The organism is Streptomyces sp. NPDC059224 (assembly GCF_042754285.1).
GTDB lineage: Bacteria > Actinomycetota > Actinomycetes > Streptomycetales > Streptomycetaceae > Streptomyces.
This window is the reverse complement of record NZ_JBHZAN010000001.1, coordinates 101,165-117,376: the sequence shown is the minus strand read 5'-3', so window position 1 is coordinate 117,376 and position 16,212 is coordinate 101,165. Positions and strand designations below refer to the sequence as shown.

Genomic DNA, 16,212 nt, shown 5'->3' with positions numbered 1-16,212 from the left:
GGGGTCGTTTCGGCGGCGCGGCGGAACGCCCCCTGCTGTCGGGCTGCTAGGGCAGGTCGCGGCGGACCAACGCCCGAGCGAATGGTTCTCCGGTGGCCTGGGCGTAGGCCATCCGCTCGCGCACCTCGCTGAGGGTGCGCGGGCGGTAGCCGGGGCCGCCGCAACAGCTCTTGTGGAAGCGCACACCGGCGTGCAGCAGCACTGAGAGAGTGCGCCAGGCGGCGGTGTCCCGCCTCTTGGGTGCCGCGAAGGCGGAGCCGACGTGGATCAGTGGTTCGGTGCAGCGTGGACAGACCCGGTCGTGGTCGTGGTAGCCGGGGTAGGGCTGCTTGTACGAGGCCCGGCAGGGCAGGCAGACGTACGAGGTCTTGGCATGGGCCATGCGGGAAGGGTAGAGCCACCACAGGGTCGGGCTCGACAGATTTCCGGCAGCCTGCGCAGGCCCTTCAGTAAAGGTGGGGCGGCGATGGCCGACCGTACTTGCTTCTACTCGCCCCTTCGGAGTGCTGCGTCGACGGCGGCAGCAGCATCCCTCGCGGCCAGCTCGCTGATCTCTCTGGGGACCTCGCGGTCGTCGTACACGAAGAGTCTTGCGTCGACGATGTGGGTCTTCGGTTGCCAGCCGAGACGACGGGCCGTCTCGCGTGCGGCACGACGGACGTCCTTGAGTTCGCCCATCTCCTCAAGATCGCTGCTGCTCAGGATCAGCTGCCCGTGGTAGCCCCGGTAGCGAGGCTTCAGTGAAGCCCGCATCAGGCTCTCCAAGCGGTCGACCAGCTTGTCGTGCCGGCGCCGGGCCAACTCGTCCTTCGCGGGCATCTCACACAGCTCCCCACCTCTGCCCACAGCTGCATGTGTGCCATATGTGTGCTGCGAGTACGAAGGCCCTCCCGTCCGTCGGACGAAAGGGCCTCTGACCAGGTGTTTCTCTGTGCCCCCGGCAGGATTCGAACCTGCGACACCCGCTTTAGGAGAGCGGTGCTCTATCCCCTGAGCTACGAAGGCGGGGCGGACCACGCGGTGTGGCGGTGTCCGACCAAGGACAGGGTAGCGGATGTGAGTCGGCGAGGGCTGGCCGTCGGTTCGGCGGCGCCTCGGGCCGGTTCAGGTGAGGGGGACGCGGGTGAAGCGGGAGGTGAGGCGGAGGTCGGTCTGGAGGTGGTCCGCGGTGGTGCGCAGGTGGGGGAGGACGTCCGTCACGCACTCCGCCAGGGTGCGGCGGGCCGCGTGCGTGGCCACGTTGAGGGCCGCGACCGGGCGGCCGTTCCGGTCCCGTACCGGTACCGCGATCGAGCGCAGGCCCGACTCCAGTTCCTCGTCGGCGAGGGCGTAGCCGGGTGGCTCGTCGGGGGTGAGGAGGGCACGGCCGAGGGACGTGCGGGCGGCCGGGAGACGGGTGCCGACCGTGATGTCCACGGTCAGGACGCGGCTCGCGGTCGCCACCGCGAGGTACTGGATCTCCGCCGGGTCCGTCCCCGGCACCGGTGCGGCCAGGGCCGTCGGCTCGTGCAGCCGGTCCGTGAGGGCGCGCAGGTGCGGGGCCGCCAGGCGGGCGAGGGTGGTGCGGGACAGTGGCGGGTAACCGAGGGACAGCACCCGGGGGGTCAGGGCGAAGGTGCGGTCCCGCGCGGTCACCAGGCCCAGGTGCTCGTACGTGATCAGGGCCCGTCGGGCCGTGGCCCGGGCCAGGCCCGTCGCCCTCGCGACGTCCGTCAGGGTCAGGGCCGCGCGGCCCTCGCCGAACGCCGTGAGGACCGTCAGCCCGCGGGCCAGGGACTCCACGAAGTCGCGGCCCAGCTCGTGTTTGGAAGCCGTGGTCCAGCCGGCCAGGCCGGAGGGCGGTGGGCCGGGCCGCGGCGGCGCGGCCTCGCGCAGTTCCGTCTCCATCGCGGTCACCGCCTCGCGCAGGCGGGGCAGGAGCGTGGCGCGCAGGTCAGCCGCCGTGTGGCGACTGGTGTGGCTGACGACGCTGGCCACGCAGGCCACCCGGCCGGTGTGCGGGTCGCGGACGGGGACGGACACGGCCACCAGGCCCGGTTCGATCAGCTGGTCGTCCAGGGCCCAGCCGTCCCGGCGGGCCCGTTCCGCCCGGGCCTCGAAGTCGTCGTCGGCGGTGGTGCCGCGCGGCGGGAGGGCCGGGAAACCCGCGTCGGTCGGGTCGGTCGCGCGCCGGGCTCGCCAGTGCGTCCACTCCGGGCGCGTCCACTCCGCCGCGAACAGCGGGCCGGGGGCGGTGCGTTCGGCCGGCAGCAGGTCGCCGATGCGGAAGCTGACGGACATCGCGCGGCGGCGGGTCGCCTGGTGGATGAAACGGATGCCGTCCCGGTCGGCGACCGCGAGCGAGACGGACTCGTCCAGGGCGTCGGCGAGGGCGTCGGCGTGGGTGCCGAGGAGGGCGGGCAGGCGGAGGGCGGCCAGGTAGGCGTTGCCGAGTTCCATCACACGCGGGGTGAGCACCGCGTCCCGGCCGTCCTGACGGACGTATCCCGTGCGGGCGAGGGTCGCGGTGATCCGGTCGACCGTGGAACGGGCCAGCCCCGTACGCCGTTCCAGCGCGCTCGCGCTCAGTGTCCCGCCCGCCTCGGTCAGCGCCGTCAGTACGGCCACACCCCGGACGAGCGGCGCGACCGCCTCGGCCGGCGGGTCGTGGGGTGGCGCGGCGGGGGACAGCGGGGTGGTCATCGACTCTCCGGTGCGGACTCTCCGGTACGGCGGCTGCTACGTCGACTGCTGTGTCGGCGGCTTCCGTGATCTCCGGTACGGCGTTCAGGACCCGGCCGCGATCTCCGGTACGGCGATCAGGGCACGCCCACCGTAAACCCCGGCCGGGCCGGTCAGCGCCGTGTGACCTGCACCCGGTAGTTCCCGTCCGTGTCCACGTCCGCCACCCGTACCTCGATCCCGTGCTGGGGGTCCTTGAAGGATTCGCCCGGGCCGAACGGGGCGTCGGAGAGTTCCGCCTGGACGTTGGGGCTCCGGGTGCAGCCGCCGGTGTCGCCGTGGGCGTCGTACACCTTGATCGGTCCGCGGCCGGTGTCGATGTTCGCGTCGACCTTGTAGACGAGGACGCCGGGGCGGCAGACCTCCTCGTCGTTGCCGCCCTTGGTGCGGACCTCCAGGGCGTAGCCGGTGCGGGCGTCGATGGGGACGAAGACCAGTTTGTGGCCGCCGGCCCGGGAGAGCGGGGTCAGCGTGTAGTCGGTGCCGCCGTGGGCGGCCGCGCAGCTGACCTGGTCGGCGTCGAGCCAGCCCAGCTTCCACTTGTGCCAGGCGAGGAGGTCGTTGTCGGCGCCCCAGTCCTCGCTCATGATGTCCCAGTGCCCGACCGCGCCCCCGCCCTCCTGGGTGTAGAGGTCGGGCAGGCCGAAGACGTGGCCGTTCTCGTGCGGGAGGACCCGGTAGCCGGTCTGCTGGTAGGAGCCGGAGCCGTCGTCCTGGCGGGAGTAGACGAAGGAGGCGTTGGCGACCGGGACGCCGTCGGCGACCGGGGCGTCGGAGTTGCCGGCGAAGGTCACCGACAGCACGGTGTCCAGGGCGGACGGGCCGGCGTTCGGGGTGATCAGCACGTTCAGGAGGTCGTATGACCGGAAGTCCACGTCCGGGTCGGCGGCGGCCACGATGTCCTGGACCAGCTGCCGGTAGCCGGGGTCGAAGGGGGCGCCGCGCTCTATGCCGTAGTCCGCGAACGGCTTGGGCATCCGCAGCCAGTGGTCGACGGGGGCCGCGGGCTGGTAGTCGAGTTTGCCGTAGGAGGCGGTGCGGAACCACTCCTGGGTCTGCGGGAAGAACTCGCGGTAGCGGTCGAGCGCGTCTCCCTCGCCGGGCGCGTCGGAGAAGTCGACCATGAGGGCCAGGGCGTGCACGGTGCCGGTGGAGCGGGAGTAGCCGCCCGGGGTGGGGATGCCCTCGGTCATCTGGATCTCGTGGGCGCCGCTGATCAGACAGGGGCCGTAGGCCGAGGAGCGGGCCAGCGCGATCGGGCCGGCGCCGGCCGGTGTGGGCGCCGCCGCGAGGTCTCCGGAGCCCGCCGAGGTGCCGACCGCGAGGACCAGCACGGTCACGGCGGCGAGGGAGGCCGCACGGCGGTGGCGTATCGCGCGGTTCGAGGGCGTGCGCGGGGCGCGTGACGTGCGTATCGCGCGGTTGGCGGGTGTGGCGTGGGGCGCGCGGGGAGTGTGCGGAGCGTGCGCGGGGGGCGGCGTGCGCGGGGCGCGGGGGGTGTCACGGTGCGCGGGTATGGAGCGGCTGGGCTGCTGCGGCTGCATGCACGGACCTTTCGCGCCACGGCAGCCGCCGGTTTCCGACTGCACCCTTTCGATCACCCTGTGTCCGCTGGGCGGTGGGCGCGCGTTGGAGGGGCCGATCGTGGGATTCCTCGGATCAGAAGATGTGATGCAGGTCACATGAAATGAGGAGAGGGTGTGGAAATAACCGGGGACCTGTTCCCCGTTTAGACCTGTGTCCGCGCGAAACGGGGAACGGATCCCCGGATCGTGGAAGTCCAGAGCAACACCCAGACCGACCAGACCAGGAGTGCGCCGTGCAGACCGCGACCGCCACCCCCACCGTGCGCAAGGCGCCCAGGCCGCGCGCCGACGCCCTGCGCAACCGGGAGCGGATCGTGACCGCCGCCCGCGAGATGTTCACCGAGTACGGCCCCGACGTGCCGCTCGATGAGATCGCCCGCCGGGCCGGTGTCGGCAACGCCACGGTGTACCGCAACTTCCCCGACCGTGACGCGCTCGTCCGTGAGGTCGTCTGCTCCGTGATGGACCGGACGTCGGAAGCGGCCGAGCTCGCGCTCGCGGAGACCGGGGACGCCTACGGGGCGCTGGAGCGGTTCGTGCACGCCGCCGCCGACGAGCGGGTCAGCGCGCTGTGCCCGATGGTCTCCAGCACCTTCGACAAGAACCACCCGGACCTGGAAGCGGCGCGCGAACGGTGTGAGCAGCTCATCGGGCAGCTCATGGACCGCGCCAAGGTGGCCGGGCAGCTTCGTCCGGACGTGGGGGTCGGCGACGTGATGATCGCCGTGGCTCAGCTCAGCCGGCCCCCGTTCGGCACCGACTGCCTGGTCGGCGACCGCTTCGTCCACCGCCATCTGCAGCTGTTCCTGGACGGACTGCGGGCACCGGCCCGCTCCGCCCTGCCGGGCACGGCCGTGACCATGGAGGACCTCCGCCAGGCCTGAACGACCGAGAGCGACCGCACCGTCCCACGGGGGGCAGATCAGTTTCGGACCGAGCGCCGGTCCTTCTTCTCGCGCGCCTCCGGTTCCACACCGAACACCGTCCTGCGCTCCACGATCCCTTGTCCGATCTCCTCGCCGATCCCTTTTCCGGCACGCGCCGGCCTTCCGGCCCGTTCCGGCGACCTTCCGTAACGAAGTACTGACTTTCCGTCACGCATTCACGAAGTCAAGAAGTGGGTACCCCCATGTCCGAAACAGCCGCCAAGGCTCCCGGCGCACCGGCGCAGTCCGGTGACGCCAACCGCTGGAAAGCGCTCGTCTTCATCGCGCTCGCCCAGCTGATGGTCGTCCTCGACGCGACCATCGTGAACATCGCACTGCCCTCCGCCCAGACCGACCTGGGCATCTCCGACGGCAACCGGCAATGGGTCGTCACGGCCTACGCCCTCGCCTTCGGCGGCCTGCTCCTCTTCGGCGGCCGGATCGCCGACCTGTGGGGCCGCAAGCGGGCCTTCGTCATAGGCCTGACCGGCTTCGCCGCCGCCTCCGCGCTCGGTGGCGCCGCGACCAGCGGCGCGATGATGTTCGGCGCGCGCGCCCTGCAGGGCGTCTTCGGCGCCATGCTCGCCCCGGCCGCGCTCTCCCTGCTCGCCGTGATGTTCACGGACGCCAAGGAGCGCGCCAAGGCGTTCGGCATCTACGGCGCGATCGCCGGTGGTGGCGGCGCCGTCGGCTTCATCCTCGGCGGTGTGCTCACCGAGTACCTGGACTGGCGCTGGACGTTCTTCGTGAACGTCCCGTTCGCCATCGTCGCCGCGCTCGGCGCGTACTTCGTCATCCGTGAGCCGGAGGGCGGCCGCAACCGCAACCCGCTCGACATCCCCGGCGTGCTGCTGTCCACCCTCGGCCTGGTCGCCCTGGTGTACGGCTTCACCCGCGCCGAGTCCGACGGCTGGAGCGACGCCACCACCATCGGCCTGTTCGTCGCCTCCGTGGTGCTGCTGCTCGCGTTCGTGGTCACCGAGACCCGGGTCAAGGCGCCGCTGCTGCCGCTCCGTGTGGTCACCGACCGCAACCGCGGCGGTATCTACCTCTCCCTCGGCATCGCGATCATCGCGATGTTCGGCACCTTCCTCTTCCTGACCTACTACCTCCAGGTCATCCAGGGCTTCTCGCCGATCAAGACCGGCTTCGCCTTCCTGCCGATGATCGCGGGCATGATGATCGGCTCCACCCAGATCGGCGCCCGTCTGATGACCCGGGTCCCGGCCCGGCTGCTGATGGGCCCCGGCTTCCTGGTCGCGGCCGTCGGCATGCTGCTGATGACGCAGCTGGAGATCGGCTCGTCGTACGCCTCGACGATCCTGCCCGCGATGCTGCTGCTCGGTCTCGGCATGGGTACGGCGTTCATGCCGGCCATGTCCCTGGCCACGCTCGGCGTCGAGCCCCGGGACGCCGGTGTCGCCTCCGCGATGGTCAACACCTCGCAGCAGGTGGGCGGCGCCATCGGCACCGCGCTGCTGAACACCATCGCCGCGTCGGCGACGACGGCGTACATCAAGGACCACATCGCGGGTGCGACCTCCAAGTCGCAGGCGCAGCTCGTCCAGATGCAGGGCGCGGTGCACGGCTACACCAACGCCATCTGGTTCGCCGTCGGCATGCTGGTGCTGGCCGCGGTGATCGTGGTGACCCTCGTCAACGCCGGTACGCCGGACGCCACTCCGGTGGCCTCCGGTGAGGGCGCGGAGGACGACCTGCCGGTCCCGGTGGTCGCCCACTGAGCCTCTGAGCGGCCACCGGCCGCCCGGGTACCCGCACGCGGGCCTGTTCTGAGCTCCTCAGCGGAGCCAGGGCAGGTCCGCGCCCGCTTCGTCGGGCTGCAGGCCCTCGGCGACGATCTGCATGATCTCGCCGAGGGCCTGCTGCTGTCCGGGGGTCAGCCGCTCGAACAGCGCCTGCCGCACGGCGGCCACATGGCCCGGTGCGGTGCGCCGCAGTACCTCCGAGCCCTCCTCGGTCAGGACGGCGAACTGGCCCCGCTTGTCGTCGGGACAGTCCTCCCGCCGTACCCAGCCGTTCTTCTCCAGACGCGCGACGGCGTGCGAGAGCCGGGACCGGGTGATCTTCGCCCCCATGGCCAGCTCGGTCATCCGCAGCCGCCGTCCGGGCGCCTCGGCGAGCCCGACCAGCAGGCCGTAGTAGATGTGCGGCATCCCCGCGTCCCGCTGGAGCTGACGGTCCAGATGGTCCTCCAGGAGAGTCGTGGCGTGCAGATACGAGCGCCAGACGTGCTGTTCTTCGTCGCTGAGCCAGCGGTTGCCGGCGGCGGTCGCGGACGTGGGTGCCGTGTTCATGTATCCCACTGTACGAGGCCTCTCCTTGAAGGTTAAACAAGTGGGGCGTAGAGTGTTCCACGGAAAGCTTGAGAGTTAAAACATAAGTGCCAGAGCCGTGGGGACCGCGGGGCGGTTCCCGTCCGTGGAGGGAGCCGCCGTCATGGCCGCCGTCGCACAGGAACGATCCGCCGCTTCCCGGGAGCGCATGCCCGCCCTTTATCTGAGCCACGGCGCGCCGCCGCTCGCCGACGACCCGGTCTGGCCCGGTGAACTCGCCGCCTGGAGCGCCGGCCTGCCCCGCCCCAAGGCCGTCCTGATGGTGTCCGCCCACTGGGAGGAGGCCCCCCTCGCCCTCGGTGCCGTACAGACCGTCCCTCTCGTCTACGACTTCTGGGGCTTCCCCGAGCACTACTACCAGGTGCGGTACGCGGCCCCCGGGGCGCCGGCGCTCGCCGAGTCCGTACGCAAGCTGCTGCGCGCCCCCGGCACCCCCGTGCAGGACATCCCGGACCGCGGACTGGACCACGGCGCCTACGTGCCCCTCGTGGAGATGTTCCCGGCCGCGGACATCCCTGTCCTGCAGATTTCCATGCCCACCCTCGACCCGGTCCGCCTGATGGAGATCGGCCGCCGGCTCGCGCCGCTGCGCGACGAGGGCGTGCTGATCGTCGGCTCCGGCTTCTTCACCCACAACCTGGCGGCCCTGCGCCACACCGGGGCGGGCGTGCCGTCCTGGTCCTCGGAGTTCGACGACTGGGGGCACCGGGCCCTGGAGAGCCGTGACTGGGACGCCCTGCTGGACTTCCTCGACAAGGCGCCGGCCGGCCGCTACGCCCACCCGCGCACCGAGCACTTCGCCCCGCTCTTCGTCACCATGGGCGCGGCGGAGGCCGGCGGTGAGCTGGACGCGCAGCGGTCGGTGATCGACGGGTTCTGGATGGGGATGGCCAAGCGGTCGGTCCAGTTCGGCTGAATCCCGGCGGGGCGGGCCGCCGGCTAGAGCGGGCGTTCGTACCAGGCCACGTCCCAGTAGCGGCCGAACTTGCGGCCCACCTCGCGGTAGGTGCCGACGTACCGGAAACCGAGGCGCTCGTGCAGCCGGGTGGAGGCCTGGTTCGGCTGGGCGATGCCCGCGTAGGCGCGGTGCAGGTCCTCGTCGGCGAGCGCCTCGAAGAGGGCCTGGTAGAGGAGCGTGCCGATGCCGCGCCCGCCGGCGTCCGGGGCGACGTAGACCGTGGTCTCCACCGAGGTCCCGTAGGCGGGTTTCGCGCGGTACGGGCTGGATGTGGCGTACCCGAGAATCTCCTGTGAGTCCGTGGACGTGGCAACCATCAGGCGGTACGGGCCGTCTTCCGGGTGGGAGAGCAGCCACGCACGACGCTCTTCCGCTGTGAAGGCCACCGTGTCGAATGTGATGGGCGTCTCACGTACGTAGTGGTTGTAGAGGTCGGTGAGGGCTTCGAGGTCCGCCTCGACTCCCGGTCTGACCTGCACCTCTGTACGTTCCGACGACATCGTGTCCCCTCGGTTGGCGGCACAGGGTACTGCATGATCAGAAAAATCGGGGGGCGGCATGGGAATTCTGTCCGGATTGCAGTCGTTGTTTCCTTCGGATGCCGGGCACACGACCAGGGCGCCGGGAGCTTCGGAAGCGGGCTCCGCGGCACAGCCGGCCGACAGCCGGGCATCCACCGGATGACCGAGAAAACCGGATAGGACCACCCCGCCCGCCCACCATCGCAAGGGAGCACCGCATGGCAACCCGTGCCGTCGCCCGTCGTCAGTCCGCCACCGGCGAGACGGCCGACTCGGCAAGCAGTGTTCGCCGCGCCCATGGCGGCGAGATCGCCGACCGCGATCTGGTCGGCATGTATCTCGACGAGATCGCGCGCACACCGCTCCTCGACGCCGCCAAGGAAGTCGAACTGTCCCAGACCATCGAGGCGGGTGTGTTCGCGCGGCAGGTCCTCGACGGCGAGGAGGAGTCCGCGTCGGACGCCAGCCGCGAGGAGCTGGAGGCGCTCGTCGATGCCGGCGAGCGGGCCAAGGACGTCTTCATCCGCTCCAACCTCCGCCTGGTCGTGGCCGTCGCCCGCCGGTACCCGAGGAGCGGTCTGCCCCTGCTCGACCTGATCCAGGAGGGCAACGCCGGCCTGGTGCGTGCCGTCGAGAAGTTCGACTACCGCAAGGGCTTCAAGTTCTCCACGTACGCGACCTGGTGGATCCGGCAGGCGATCACCCGTTCCATCGCCGACCAGTCCCGGACCATCCGGCTCCCCGTCCACCTGGTGGAGGAGCTGGGCCGGATCCGCCGTGTGCAGCGCGAGTTCAACCGGGAGCACGGCCGTGACCCGGAGCCCGCCGAGATCGCCGCGGAGCTCGGCTCCAACGCGGAGCGCGTGATCGACGTCCTCGACTGGGCCCGTGACCCGGTCTCCCTGAACATGTCGGTGGACGACGACGGCGACACCCAGTTCGGCGACCTCCTGGAGGACACGTCCGCGGTCAGCCCCGAGCAGTCCGTCATGACCCTGCTGCGCAGCGAGGAACTGGACGACCTGATCGGCCGTCTGGACCAGCGCACGGCCTCCATCATCAAGATGCGGTACGGCATCGAGGACGGCCGCGAGCGCACGCTGACCGAGGTCGGCAAGGAGCACGGCCTGACCCGTGAGCGCATCCGCCAGATCGAGAAGCACGCGCTGCTGGAGCTGAAGAAGCTGGCCCGCAGCACGGGGTTCGAGCCGGCGGCGTAAGGGAGTTGTGGGAAACCCGAGCGCATGGAGCCCCCGCGTCCGCGGGGGCTCCACAGGGCGCACGTGGAACGGTTCAGGCCGAGTGCGTGCGCCGGGTGAGGGAAGGCGGCGCAAACATGGCGCGGTACCGCCGCTTCAAGGTCCGGCGTGTAGGGAACAACCATTCGGGGCCGGTGACTCGGACCCCTGAGACGACGTACGACGACGATGTGTCACGACGACGTGTGACACCCCTTCGGTGAGCCATGTCCCGACGCGCCATCCCCCCGGCGCCGGGACCTTCGCAGGCCGGGCTCCGGCGCCCAACCCCCCCGGGTGCCGGAGCCCGGCCTTTGTCCGGCGCGTTCGCCGGTCCCGTCTCCCGCCAGGCATGCCGGAACCTCCCCGGCATGCCGGAACGGTGGCCCACCCCGTACCTGAACCACGGGGTGAACCACCGGATGGCAGATTCTGCCACAGCGGCATAGCCTGCCGAGGTGAGCACCCCCAGCACCGCCGGCCACACCCCCCGGCAGGATCACCCCCGCCAGGATCCTCCCGGCCCCTCCCTGACGGAGCGGCGCAAGGCGGAGACCCGGATGGAGATCGCCCGGGCCGCCGCGGGCCTGTTCGTACGGCAGGGTCTGCGGGCCACCCGCGCCGAGGACATCGCACACGCCGCCGGTATCGCACCCCGCACCTTCTACCGCTACTTCGCCACGAAGGAAGAGGCGGTCGCCCCGCTGTACGCGGCGGGCGCCCGGTGCTGGGCGGAGGCCGTACGGGCGGCCCCGGCGGCCCTCTCGGTGCCCGAAGCGCTCGAACACGCCGTCCATCACACGCTGACCCCCGGCGTGGGGGTCTCCGCGGCCTCCTGGGAATGGGTGCGCACCCTGATCCACCTCGCCGACACCAGTCCGGCCCTGCGCAAGGTGTGGGCGGAGGTCTGCCAGTCCTCGGAGGAGCTGCTGGCGAGGATCCTGGCGGAGCGCGTCGCACCCGACAACGTTGCCCCCACCCCCCACCTCCGTTTCACCGCGGCGGTGGCTGGCGCGGCGGTCCGGGTGGCGGTGGAGTCCTGGGCGGCGGGCACGGCGTCGCCGTCGGACGCGGAGGGACCGGCGGCGCTCGCGCTGCGGAACCTGGCCGATCTGCGCGGGTTCGCCTGGACGGACCGGGCGTAGCGGGTACGGCCGCTCACGCGCCCTTGCCGGCCCGCACCAGCCGTCCCCCCAACTCCCGCACGCACGCCACGAGTTCCTGAGGCTTCCGCACCACGAACTCGCCCCCCGCCATCACCAGCCGCACCGCCAGCCACTCCATCGGATCCCCGGTGGCCCCCCGCACCACGCACCACCCGTCGCCCTCGTCCACCGGCGTCCCCAGCCACCCCGGCAACCGGGCCGCCACGTCCGCCGCCGTCCCGGCGAACGCGACCGTGAACTCGTAGGTCTCCTTCTGCCGTTGGATCGACCGGCGCAGGAATTCCGCCGCGCTCCCCGTCGGCATCTCCCGGGGCGCGAACCGCGCGCCGGTCGCGAACGGCTCACTCACCCGGTCGACCCGGAACGTCCGCCAGTCGTCGCGATCGAGGTCGTACGCCACCAGGTACCACCGCAGCCCCGTCGACACCAGGCGGTACGGCTCGGCCTGCCGCCGCGTCTCGCTGCCGTCCGCCGGCCGGTAGGCGAACCGCAGCCGCTCCCGCCCCGCGACCGCCGACGCCATCACGGTCAGCGTCTCCGGAGCGATGCTCGCCCCGTCCCCACTGGTCAGCGGCGTGGTCGCGGCCTGAAGCGTGGTCACCCGGTGCCGCAGCCGGGCCGGCAGCACCTGCTCCAGCTTCGCCAGCGCCCGTACCGACGCCTCGTCCACCCCCGCCAGGGCGTGTCCCGCCCCGGCGCGCAGCCCGACCGCGATGGCCACCGCCTCCTCGTCGTCCAGGAGCAGCGGCGGCATCGCCTTCCCGGCGACCAGCCGGTACCCGCCGTCCGCCCCCTTGCTGGCCTCCACGGGATAGCCCAGTTCCCGCAGCCGGTCGATGTCCCGCCGCACGGTGCGCCGGGACACCTGGAGCCGTTCGGCGAGTTCGCCACCGGGCCACTCACGGGGCGTCTGGAGCAGGGACAGCAGATGGAGGAGCCGAGCCGGGGTGTCCGTCGTCATGTGTCCGAGGATGCCGTAGAAGTAGGACGTGGTCTGTCCTAATGGATCCCTAGGTTGAGGTCATGACTTCCATCGACGTCGACAACGACAACCTGAAGGGGCGCGGGTCCGTATCGGTCAGCGGCTCCGCCACGGAGCGCGACCGGCCGCAGCGGACCGGCACGGACCACACCGCACCGACCCCGGCCGCGCTCGAGACGGTGGCCGCCCCCGGCGCACGGCGCCGCTGGTTCGCCCTGGCCATCGTCATGACCGCCGCCTTCATGGACCTGGTCGACGTCACGATCGTCAACATCGCCATCCCGTCCATCCAGCGGACCGCGCACGCCTCCTTCAGCCAGATCCAGTGGATAACCGCCGGCTACGCCCTCGCGTTCGCGGCCGGTCTGATCACCGGCGGCCGCCTCGGTGACATTCACGGCCGTAAACGGATCTTCCTCGTCGGTGTCGCCGGCTTCACCCTCGCCTCGGCCCTGTGCGGCTTCGCCGCCAATCCGGAGATGCTGGTCGCCGCCCGTATCCTGCAGGGCGGCATGGCCGCGCTGATGGTTCCGCAGGTCCTGTCGATCGTGCACGCCACCTTCCCGGCGCACGAGCGCGGCAAGGTCTTCGGCCTGTTCGGCGCGATCGTCGGCCTGGGCGCGGTCTCCGGCCCGCTGCTCGGCGCCCTCCTGACGGAGTGGAACGTCCTCGGCCTCGAATGGCGCCCGATCTTCCTCATCAACCTCCCGGTCGGCATCGCGGCTCTTCTCCTCGGCCGCCGTTACATCGGCGAATCCAAGGCTCCGCACGCCCTGAAGCTGGACCTCGTCGGCGTCGCCCTGGTCACCCTCGGCCTGCTGATGCTGCTCTACCCGCTGACCCGCGGCCGGGAGCTGGGGTGGCCGCTGTGGGGGTACGTGTCGATGGCGGGGGCGGTGGTCGTCTTCGGCGCGCTGGTGGCGTACGAGCGCCGCAAGGCGGCCCGTGACGGTTCCCCGCTCATCGAACCGTCCCTGTTCAAGGTGAAGAGCTTCGCCGCGGGCATCGCCGTGCAGACCGTCTTCGGTGTCGCCCTTGGCATCTTCTTCCTGGTCTGGACGCTCTACATGCAGGTCGGCCTCGGCTGGAGCCCGCTGCACGCGGGCCTGACGGGGGTGCCGTTCTCGATCGCCGTCTCCGTCGCGGCCGGCCTGTCCGTGCAGAAACTGGTGCCGCGCTTCGGCCGCAAGGTGCTCCAGGCGGGCGCCCTGGTGATGGGGCTCGGCGTGCTGCTCTACGTCGCGGAGTCCGATCGCTACGGCCTCGCCATCGCCTCCTGGCAGATGGCCCTGCCGCTGGTCGTGATGGGCGCGGGCATGGGCCTGATCGTCGCCCCGCTGACCGACGCGGTGCTGTCGGAGGTGCCGCGCGAGCACGCCGGGTCCGCCTCCGGTCTGATCAACACCGTGCAGCAGATGGGCAACGCGCTCGGCCTCGGCCTGGTCTCCGTCGTCTTCTTCGGCGTCCTCGACGACCCGCTCACCGACGACCGGACCGGCCCGGCCTTCGTGAACGCCTTCCAGCACGCGCTGTTCTGGGTGGCCGCCGTCATGGCCGTGATGTTCCTGCTGATGTCCGCGCTGCCGAAGCACCCGGCGCAGCACCTGGAGGGCGGTGACGCGCAGGAGCCGCTCCCGGCGCGACCGGAGGACGAGCCCGCGCTGGCCCACTGAGCGAGCCCCCCGGGGCGCACCTGTGGCCAGGGGCCCGGCACCACGACTCGGTGCCGGGCCCTTCCGTGTGCGCGGGGGACGTCCGATTGCGCGGGAGAAGTCCGACCGTGCCCGGTTGAGGTCCGAACCTGTTTACTTTCCGGAAATCCGGGCGTAGCCTCCCAGCGAAACCACAAGTCCGGGCATGAGCCGGAAACGATCGGACATGAGTCGGACGTACGTTCAGTGGAGGCGCAGGGCATGTACGCACCGGAGCGACAGCAGGAGATCCTCCGGCTCGCCCGTGACGGCGGGCGGGTGGACGTCGTGTCGCTCGCCGAGGAGTTCCAGGTCACCGCGGAGACGATCCGCCGCGATCTGAAGGCCCTCGACCGCGCCGGCCTGGTCCGCCGGGTGCACGGCGGTGCCATCCCGGCCGGGCGCCTCGACTTCGAACCGGACCTCGCCGAACGCGAGTCCACGTCGGCCGACGAGAAGGACCGCATCGCCAGGGCCGCCGTGCCGGAACTGCCCACCGAGGGCACCCTGATCCTCGACGCCGGCACGACCGTCGCCAGGCTGGCCGGGGCCATCCCGCTGGAGGCGTCCCTCACCGTCGTCACGCACAGCCTGCCGATCGCGGCCCGCCTCGCCGACCACCCGGGCATCCAGCTGCACCTGGTCGGAGGGCGGGTACGGCACCGCACGCGCGCCGCCGTGGACGCCTGGGCACTTCGCGCGTACGGCGAGATCCGCGCCGACGTCCTGTTCGTCGCCGCCAACGGTTTCTCCGCCGGCCAGGGCCTCACCACCCCCGACCTCGCCGAGGCTGCGGTCAAGCGGGCGGCGGTCGCCGCGGCCCGCCGGGTGGTCCTGCTCGCCGACTCCGCCAAGCACGGCCAGGAACACTTCGCCCGCTTCGGCGCCATGAGCGAGGTGGACCTGCTGATCACGGACAGCGGGCTGAGCCCCGAGGACGCCGCCGCCATCGAGCGCGGCGGCACGGAAGTAGTACGAGCATGAGCACCACGGACAGCGCGAACGCGACGAACGGCACGAGCGGTACCGCCATGATCCTCACCGTCACCCCCAACCCCTCCCTCGACCGCACCTACGAGGTCCCCGCCCTGGAGCGCGGCGAGGTCATCCGCGCCACCGGCGAACGGATGGACCCCGGTGGCAAGGGCGTGAACGTCTCCCGCGCCGTCGCGGCCGCCGGCCGGCGCACGGTCGCCGTCCTGCCCCTGGGTGGCGCGCCCGGCGCGCTCGTCGCCGATCTGCTCGACGCGCAGGGCATCGAGGTCGCGCCGGTCCCGGTCGCCGGTGCCACCCGCTCGAACATCGCGCTCGCGGAGTCCGACGGGGTGCTCACCAAGATCAACGCGCCGGGTCCGGAACTCTCGCGGGCGGAGCAGGAACTGCTCCTGGAGACGGTGCGCGAGCAGTCCCGGGACGCGGACTGGATCGCGTGCTGCGGGAGTCTGCCCCGGGGCCTCGCGCCGTCCTGGTACGCCGATGTGGTCGCCCGGGCGCACGCCGGGGGCTCGCGCATCGCGCTGGATACGTCGGGGCGTGCGCTTCTTGAAGCGCTGCGCGCGTGCCCGGACGTGGTGAAGCCGAACGCCGAGGAGCTCGCGGAGGCCGTCGGGCGCCCCCTGGCGACGGTCGGCGACGCGCTGAAGGCGGCCGAGGAGTTGCGCGGCATGGGCGCACGCGCCGTCCTCGCGAGCCTGGGCGCCGACGGCCAGCTGCTCGTGGAGGACACCGGCGCCTGGTTCGCGAGCGCCCGCGTCGACACCGTCCGCAGCAACGTCGGCGCCGGCGACTCCTCCCTCGCCGGATTCCTCGTCGCCGGCGGCAGCGGCCCGAAGGCCCTCGCCTCCGCCGTCGCCCACGGCGCCGCCGCCGTCCAGCTGCCCGGCAGCGTGATGCCCACCCCCGCCGACCTGGACCCCACGGCGGTGACCGTCACCGACCGCGTCCCCGTCGACCGCGAACTGAGCGAGCCGGTGTCATGAACGCCTCTACGACCCCGCGCGCGGCCGCGCTCCTCCCCGGCGCCGCCCGCCGACAACCGGCCCACGAGCGGCGAGGTTCCTCCTCCTTAC

The 16,212-nt window shown here is 71.8% G+C and carries 15 protein-coding genes and 1 tRNA gene; 8 read left to right on the top strand and 8 right to left on the bottom strand.

Translation table 11 applies throughout. The features are described from left to right. Positions 1-46: 46 nt before the first annotated feature. From ACFXI4_RS00550 to ACFXI4_RS00530, 5 genes are all read right to left on the bottom strand, one after another. Positions 47-382: a deoxyxylulose-5-phosphate synthase gene (locus ACFXI4_RS00550; RefSeq protein ID WP_266797372.1), complete on the bottom strand. Its 336-nt coding sequence runs from the start codon at positions 380-382 to the stop codon at positions 47-49. 104 nt (positions 383-486) lie between these two features. Then, positions 487-819, bottom strand: a complete 333-nt coding sequence (locus tag ACFXI4_RS00545) for a hypothetical protein (protein ID WP_384986842.1) — start codon at positions 817-819, stop codon at positions 487-489. A 113-nt stretch (positions 820-932) separates the two neighbouring features. Beyond that, positions 933-1,005, bottom strand: a tRNA-Arg gene (locus ACFXI4_RS00540). A gap of 99 nt (positions 1,006-1,104) precedes the next feature. Then, on the bottom strand, positions 1,105-2,682 hold the full coding sequence (locus ACFXI4_RS00535) for an IclR family transcriptional regulator C-terminal domain-containing protein (RefSeq protein ID WP_384986840.1): 1,578 nt from the start codon (positions 2,680-2,682) through the stop codon (positions 1,105-1,107). A 152-nt stretch (positions 2,683-2,834) separates the two neighbouring features. Continuing rightward, positions 2,835-4,265, bottom strand: coding sequence for a M6 family metalloprotease domain-containing protein (locus tag ACFXI4_RS00530; RefSeq protein WP_384986838.1), 1,431 nt, complete (start codon positions 4,263-4,265; stop codon positions 2,835-2,837). A 275-nt stretch (positions 4,266-4,540) separates the two neighbouring features. On the opposite strand from ACFXI4_RS00530, the gene ACFXI4_RS00525 reads away from it, so the two are divergent. Next, positions 4,541-5,191 carry a TetR/AcrR family transcriptional regulator gene (locus tag ACFXI4_RS00525; RefSeq protein WP_384986836.1) on the top strand — a complete coding sequence of 217 codons (651 nt, stop codon included), beginning with the start codon at positions 4,541-4,543 and terminating at the stop codon, positions 5,189-5,191. A 245-nt stretch (positions 5,192-5,436) separates the two neighbouring features. Continuing rightward, the gene (locus ACFXI4_RS00520; RefSeq protein WP_362718460.1) at positions 5,437-6,975 is read left to right on the top strand and encodes an MFS transporter; all 1,539 of its coding nucleotides are present in this window, start codon (positions 5,437-5,439) and stop codon (positions 6,973-6,975) included. Between the two features lie 57 nt (positions 6,976-7,032). On the opposite strand, the gene ACFXI4_RS00515 is transcribed toward ACFXI4_RS00520, so the two are convergent. Further along, on the bottom strand, positions 7,033-7,548 hold the full coding sequence (locus tag ACFXI4_RS00515) for a MarR family winged helix-turn-helix transcriptional regulator (protein ID WP_384986834.1): 516 nt from the start codon (positions 7,546-7,548) through the stop codon (positions 7,033-7,035). Between the two features lie 142 nt (positions 7,549-7,690). Between ACFXI4_RS00515 and ACFXI4_RS00510 the strand changes: the two genes are divergently transcribed. Continuing rightward, a complete protein-coding gene (locus ACFXI4_RS00510) occupies positions 7,691-8,503 on the top strand; it encodes a dioxygenase (protein WP_384986832.1) in 813 nt (270 codons plus the stop codon). A 23-nt stretch (positions 8,504-8,526) separates the two neighbouring features. Here the strand turns inward: ACFXI4_RS00510 and ACFXI4_RS00505 are convergent, their stop codons facing one another. Beyond that, positions 8,527-9,045, bottom strand: coding sequence for a GNAT family N-acetyltransferase (locus ACFXI4_RS00505; protein ID WP_384986830.1), 519 nt, complete (start codon positions 9,043-9,045; stop codon positions 8,527-8,529). Positions 9,046-9,284: 239 nt separating this feature from the next. On the opposite strand from ACFXI4_RS00505, the gene ACFXI4_RS00500 reads away from it, so the two are divergent. After that, positions 9,285-10,286, top strand: coding sequence for a sigma-70 family RNA polymerase sigma factor (locus tag ACFXI4_RS00500; RefSeq protein ID WP_362718471.1), 1,002 nt, complete (start codon positions 9,285-9,287; stop codon positions 10,284-10,286). Between the two features lie 578 nt (positions 10,287-10,864). Further along, the gene (locus ACFXI4_RS00495) at positions 10,865-11,449 is read left to right on the top strand and encodes a TetR/AcrR family transcriptional regulator (protein ID WP_384987407.1); all 585 of its coding nucleotides are present in this window, start codon (positions 10,865-10,867) and stop codon (positions 11,447-11,449) included. Positions 11,450-11,462: 13 nt separating this feature from the next. Here ACFXI4_RS00495 and ACFXI4_RS00490 read toward each other — a convergent pair whose 3' ends face one another. Continuing rightward, on the bottom strand, positions 11,463-12,431 hold the full coding sequence (locus ACFXI4_RS00490; RefSeq protein WP_384986828.1) for a helix-turn-helix transcriptional regulator: 969 nt from the start codon (positions 12,429-12,431) through the stop codon (positions 11,463-11,465). A 248-nt stretch (positions 12,432-12,679) separates the two neighbouring features. Between ACFXI4_RS00490 and ACFXI4_RS00485 the strand changes: the two genes are divergently transcribed. The 3 genes from ACFXI4_RS00485 to pfkB all read left to right on the top strand — a co-directional run bounded on the left by ACFXI4_RS00485 (position 12,680) and on the right by pfkB (position 16,122). Then, positions 12,680-14,125 (top strand): MFS transporter, encoded by a 1,446-nt coding sequence (locus tag ACFXI4_RS00485; RefSeq protein ID WP_384987405.1) that lies wholly within the window; start codon positions 12,680-12,682, stop codon positions 14,123-14,125. Between the two features lie 240 nt (positions 14,126-14,365). After that, entirely contained in the window at positions 14,366-15,127 is a 762-nt protein-coding gene (locus ACFXI4_RS00480) for a DeoR/GlpR family DNA-binding transcription regulator (RefSeq protein ID WP_384986826.1), read from the top strand. Between the two features lie 47 nt (positions 15,128-15,174). Beyond that, complete coding sequence (gene pfkB / locus ACFXI4_RS00475) at positions 15,175-16,122, top strand: 1-phosphofructokinase (protein ID WP_384987403.1); 948 nt, start codon at positions 15,175-15,177, stop codon at positions 16,120-16,122. Positions 16,123-16,212 lie beyond the last annotated feature (90 nt).

Excerpts from the sequence above, each read along its gene's own strand:
- ACFXI4_RS00550 (WP_266797372.1), bottom strand. The coding sequence starts at position 382 with ATGGCCCATGCCAAGACCTCGTACGTCTGCCTGCCCTGCCGGGCCTCG.
- ACFXI4_RS00545 (WP_384986842.1), bottom strand. The coding sequence starts at position 819 with ATGCCCGCGAAGGACGAGTTGGCCCGGCGCCGGCACGACAAGCTGGTC.
- ACFXI4_RS00535 (WP_384986840.1), bottom strand. The coding sequence starts at position 2,682 with ATGACCACCCCGCTGTCCCCCGCCGCGCCACCCCACGACCCGCCGGCC.
- ACFXI4_RS00530 (WP_384986838.1), bottom strand. The coding sequence starts at position 4,265 with ATGCAGCCGCAGCAGCCCAGCCGCTCCATACCCGCGCACCGTGACACC.
- ACFXI4_RS00520 (WP_362718460.1), top strand. The coding sequence starts at position 5,437 with ATGTCCGAAACAGCCGCCAAGGCTCCCGGCGCACCGGCGCAGTCCGGT.
- ACFXI4_RS00515 (WP_384986834.1), bottom strand. The coding sequence starts at position 7,548 with ATGAACACGGCACCCACGTCCGCGACCGCCGCCGGCAACCGCTGGCTC.
- ACFXI4_RS00510 (WP_384986832.1), top strand. The coding sequence starts at position 7,691 with ATGGCCGCCGTCGCACAGGAACGATCCGCCGCTTCCCGGGAGCGCATG.
- ACFXI4_RS00505 (WP_384986830.1), bottom strand. The coding sequence starts at position 9,045 with ATGTCGTCGGAACGTACAGAGGTGCAGGTCAGACCGGGAGTCGAGGCG.
- ACFXI4_RS00500 (WP_362718471.1), top strand. The coding sequence starts at position 9,285 with ATGGCAACCCGTGCCGTCGCCCGTCGTCAGTCCGCCACCGGCGAGACG.
- ACFXI4_RS00495 (WP_384987407.1), top strand. The coding sequence starts at position 10,865 with ATGGAGATCGCCCGGGCCGCCGCGGGCCTGTTCGTACGGCAGGGTCTG.
- ACFXI4_RS00490 (WP_384986828.1), bottom strand. The coding sequence starts at position 12,431 with ATGACGACGGACACCCCGGCTCGGCTCCTCCATCTGCTGTCCCTGCTC.
- ACFXI4_RS00485 (WP_384987405.1), top strand. The coding sequence starts at position 12,680 with ATGACCGCCGCCTTCATGGACCTGGTCGACGTCACGATCGTCAACATC.
- ACFXI4_RS00480 (WP_384986826.1), top strand. The coding sequence starts at position 14,366 with ATGTACGCACCGGAGCGACAGCAGGAGATCCTCCGGCTCGCCCGTGAC.
- pfkB (WP_384987403.1), top strand. The coding sequence starts at position 15,175 with ATGATCCTCACCGTCACCCCCAACCCCTCCCTCGACCGCACCTACGAG.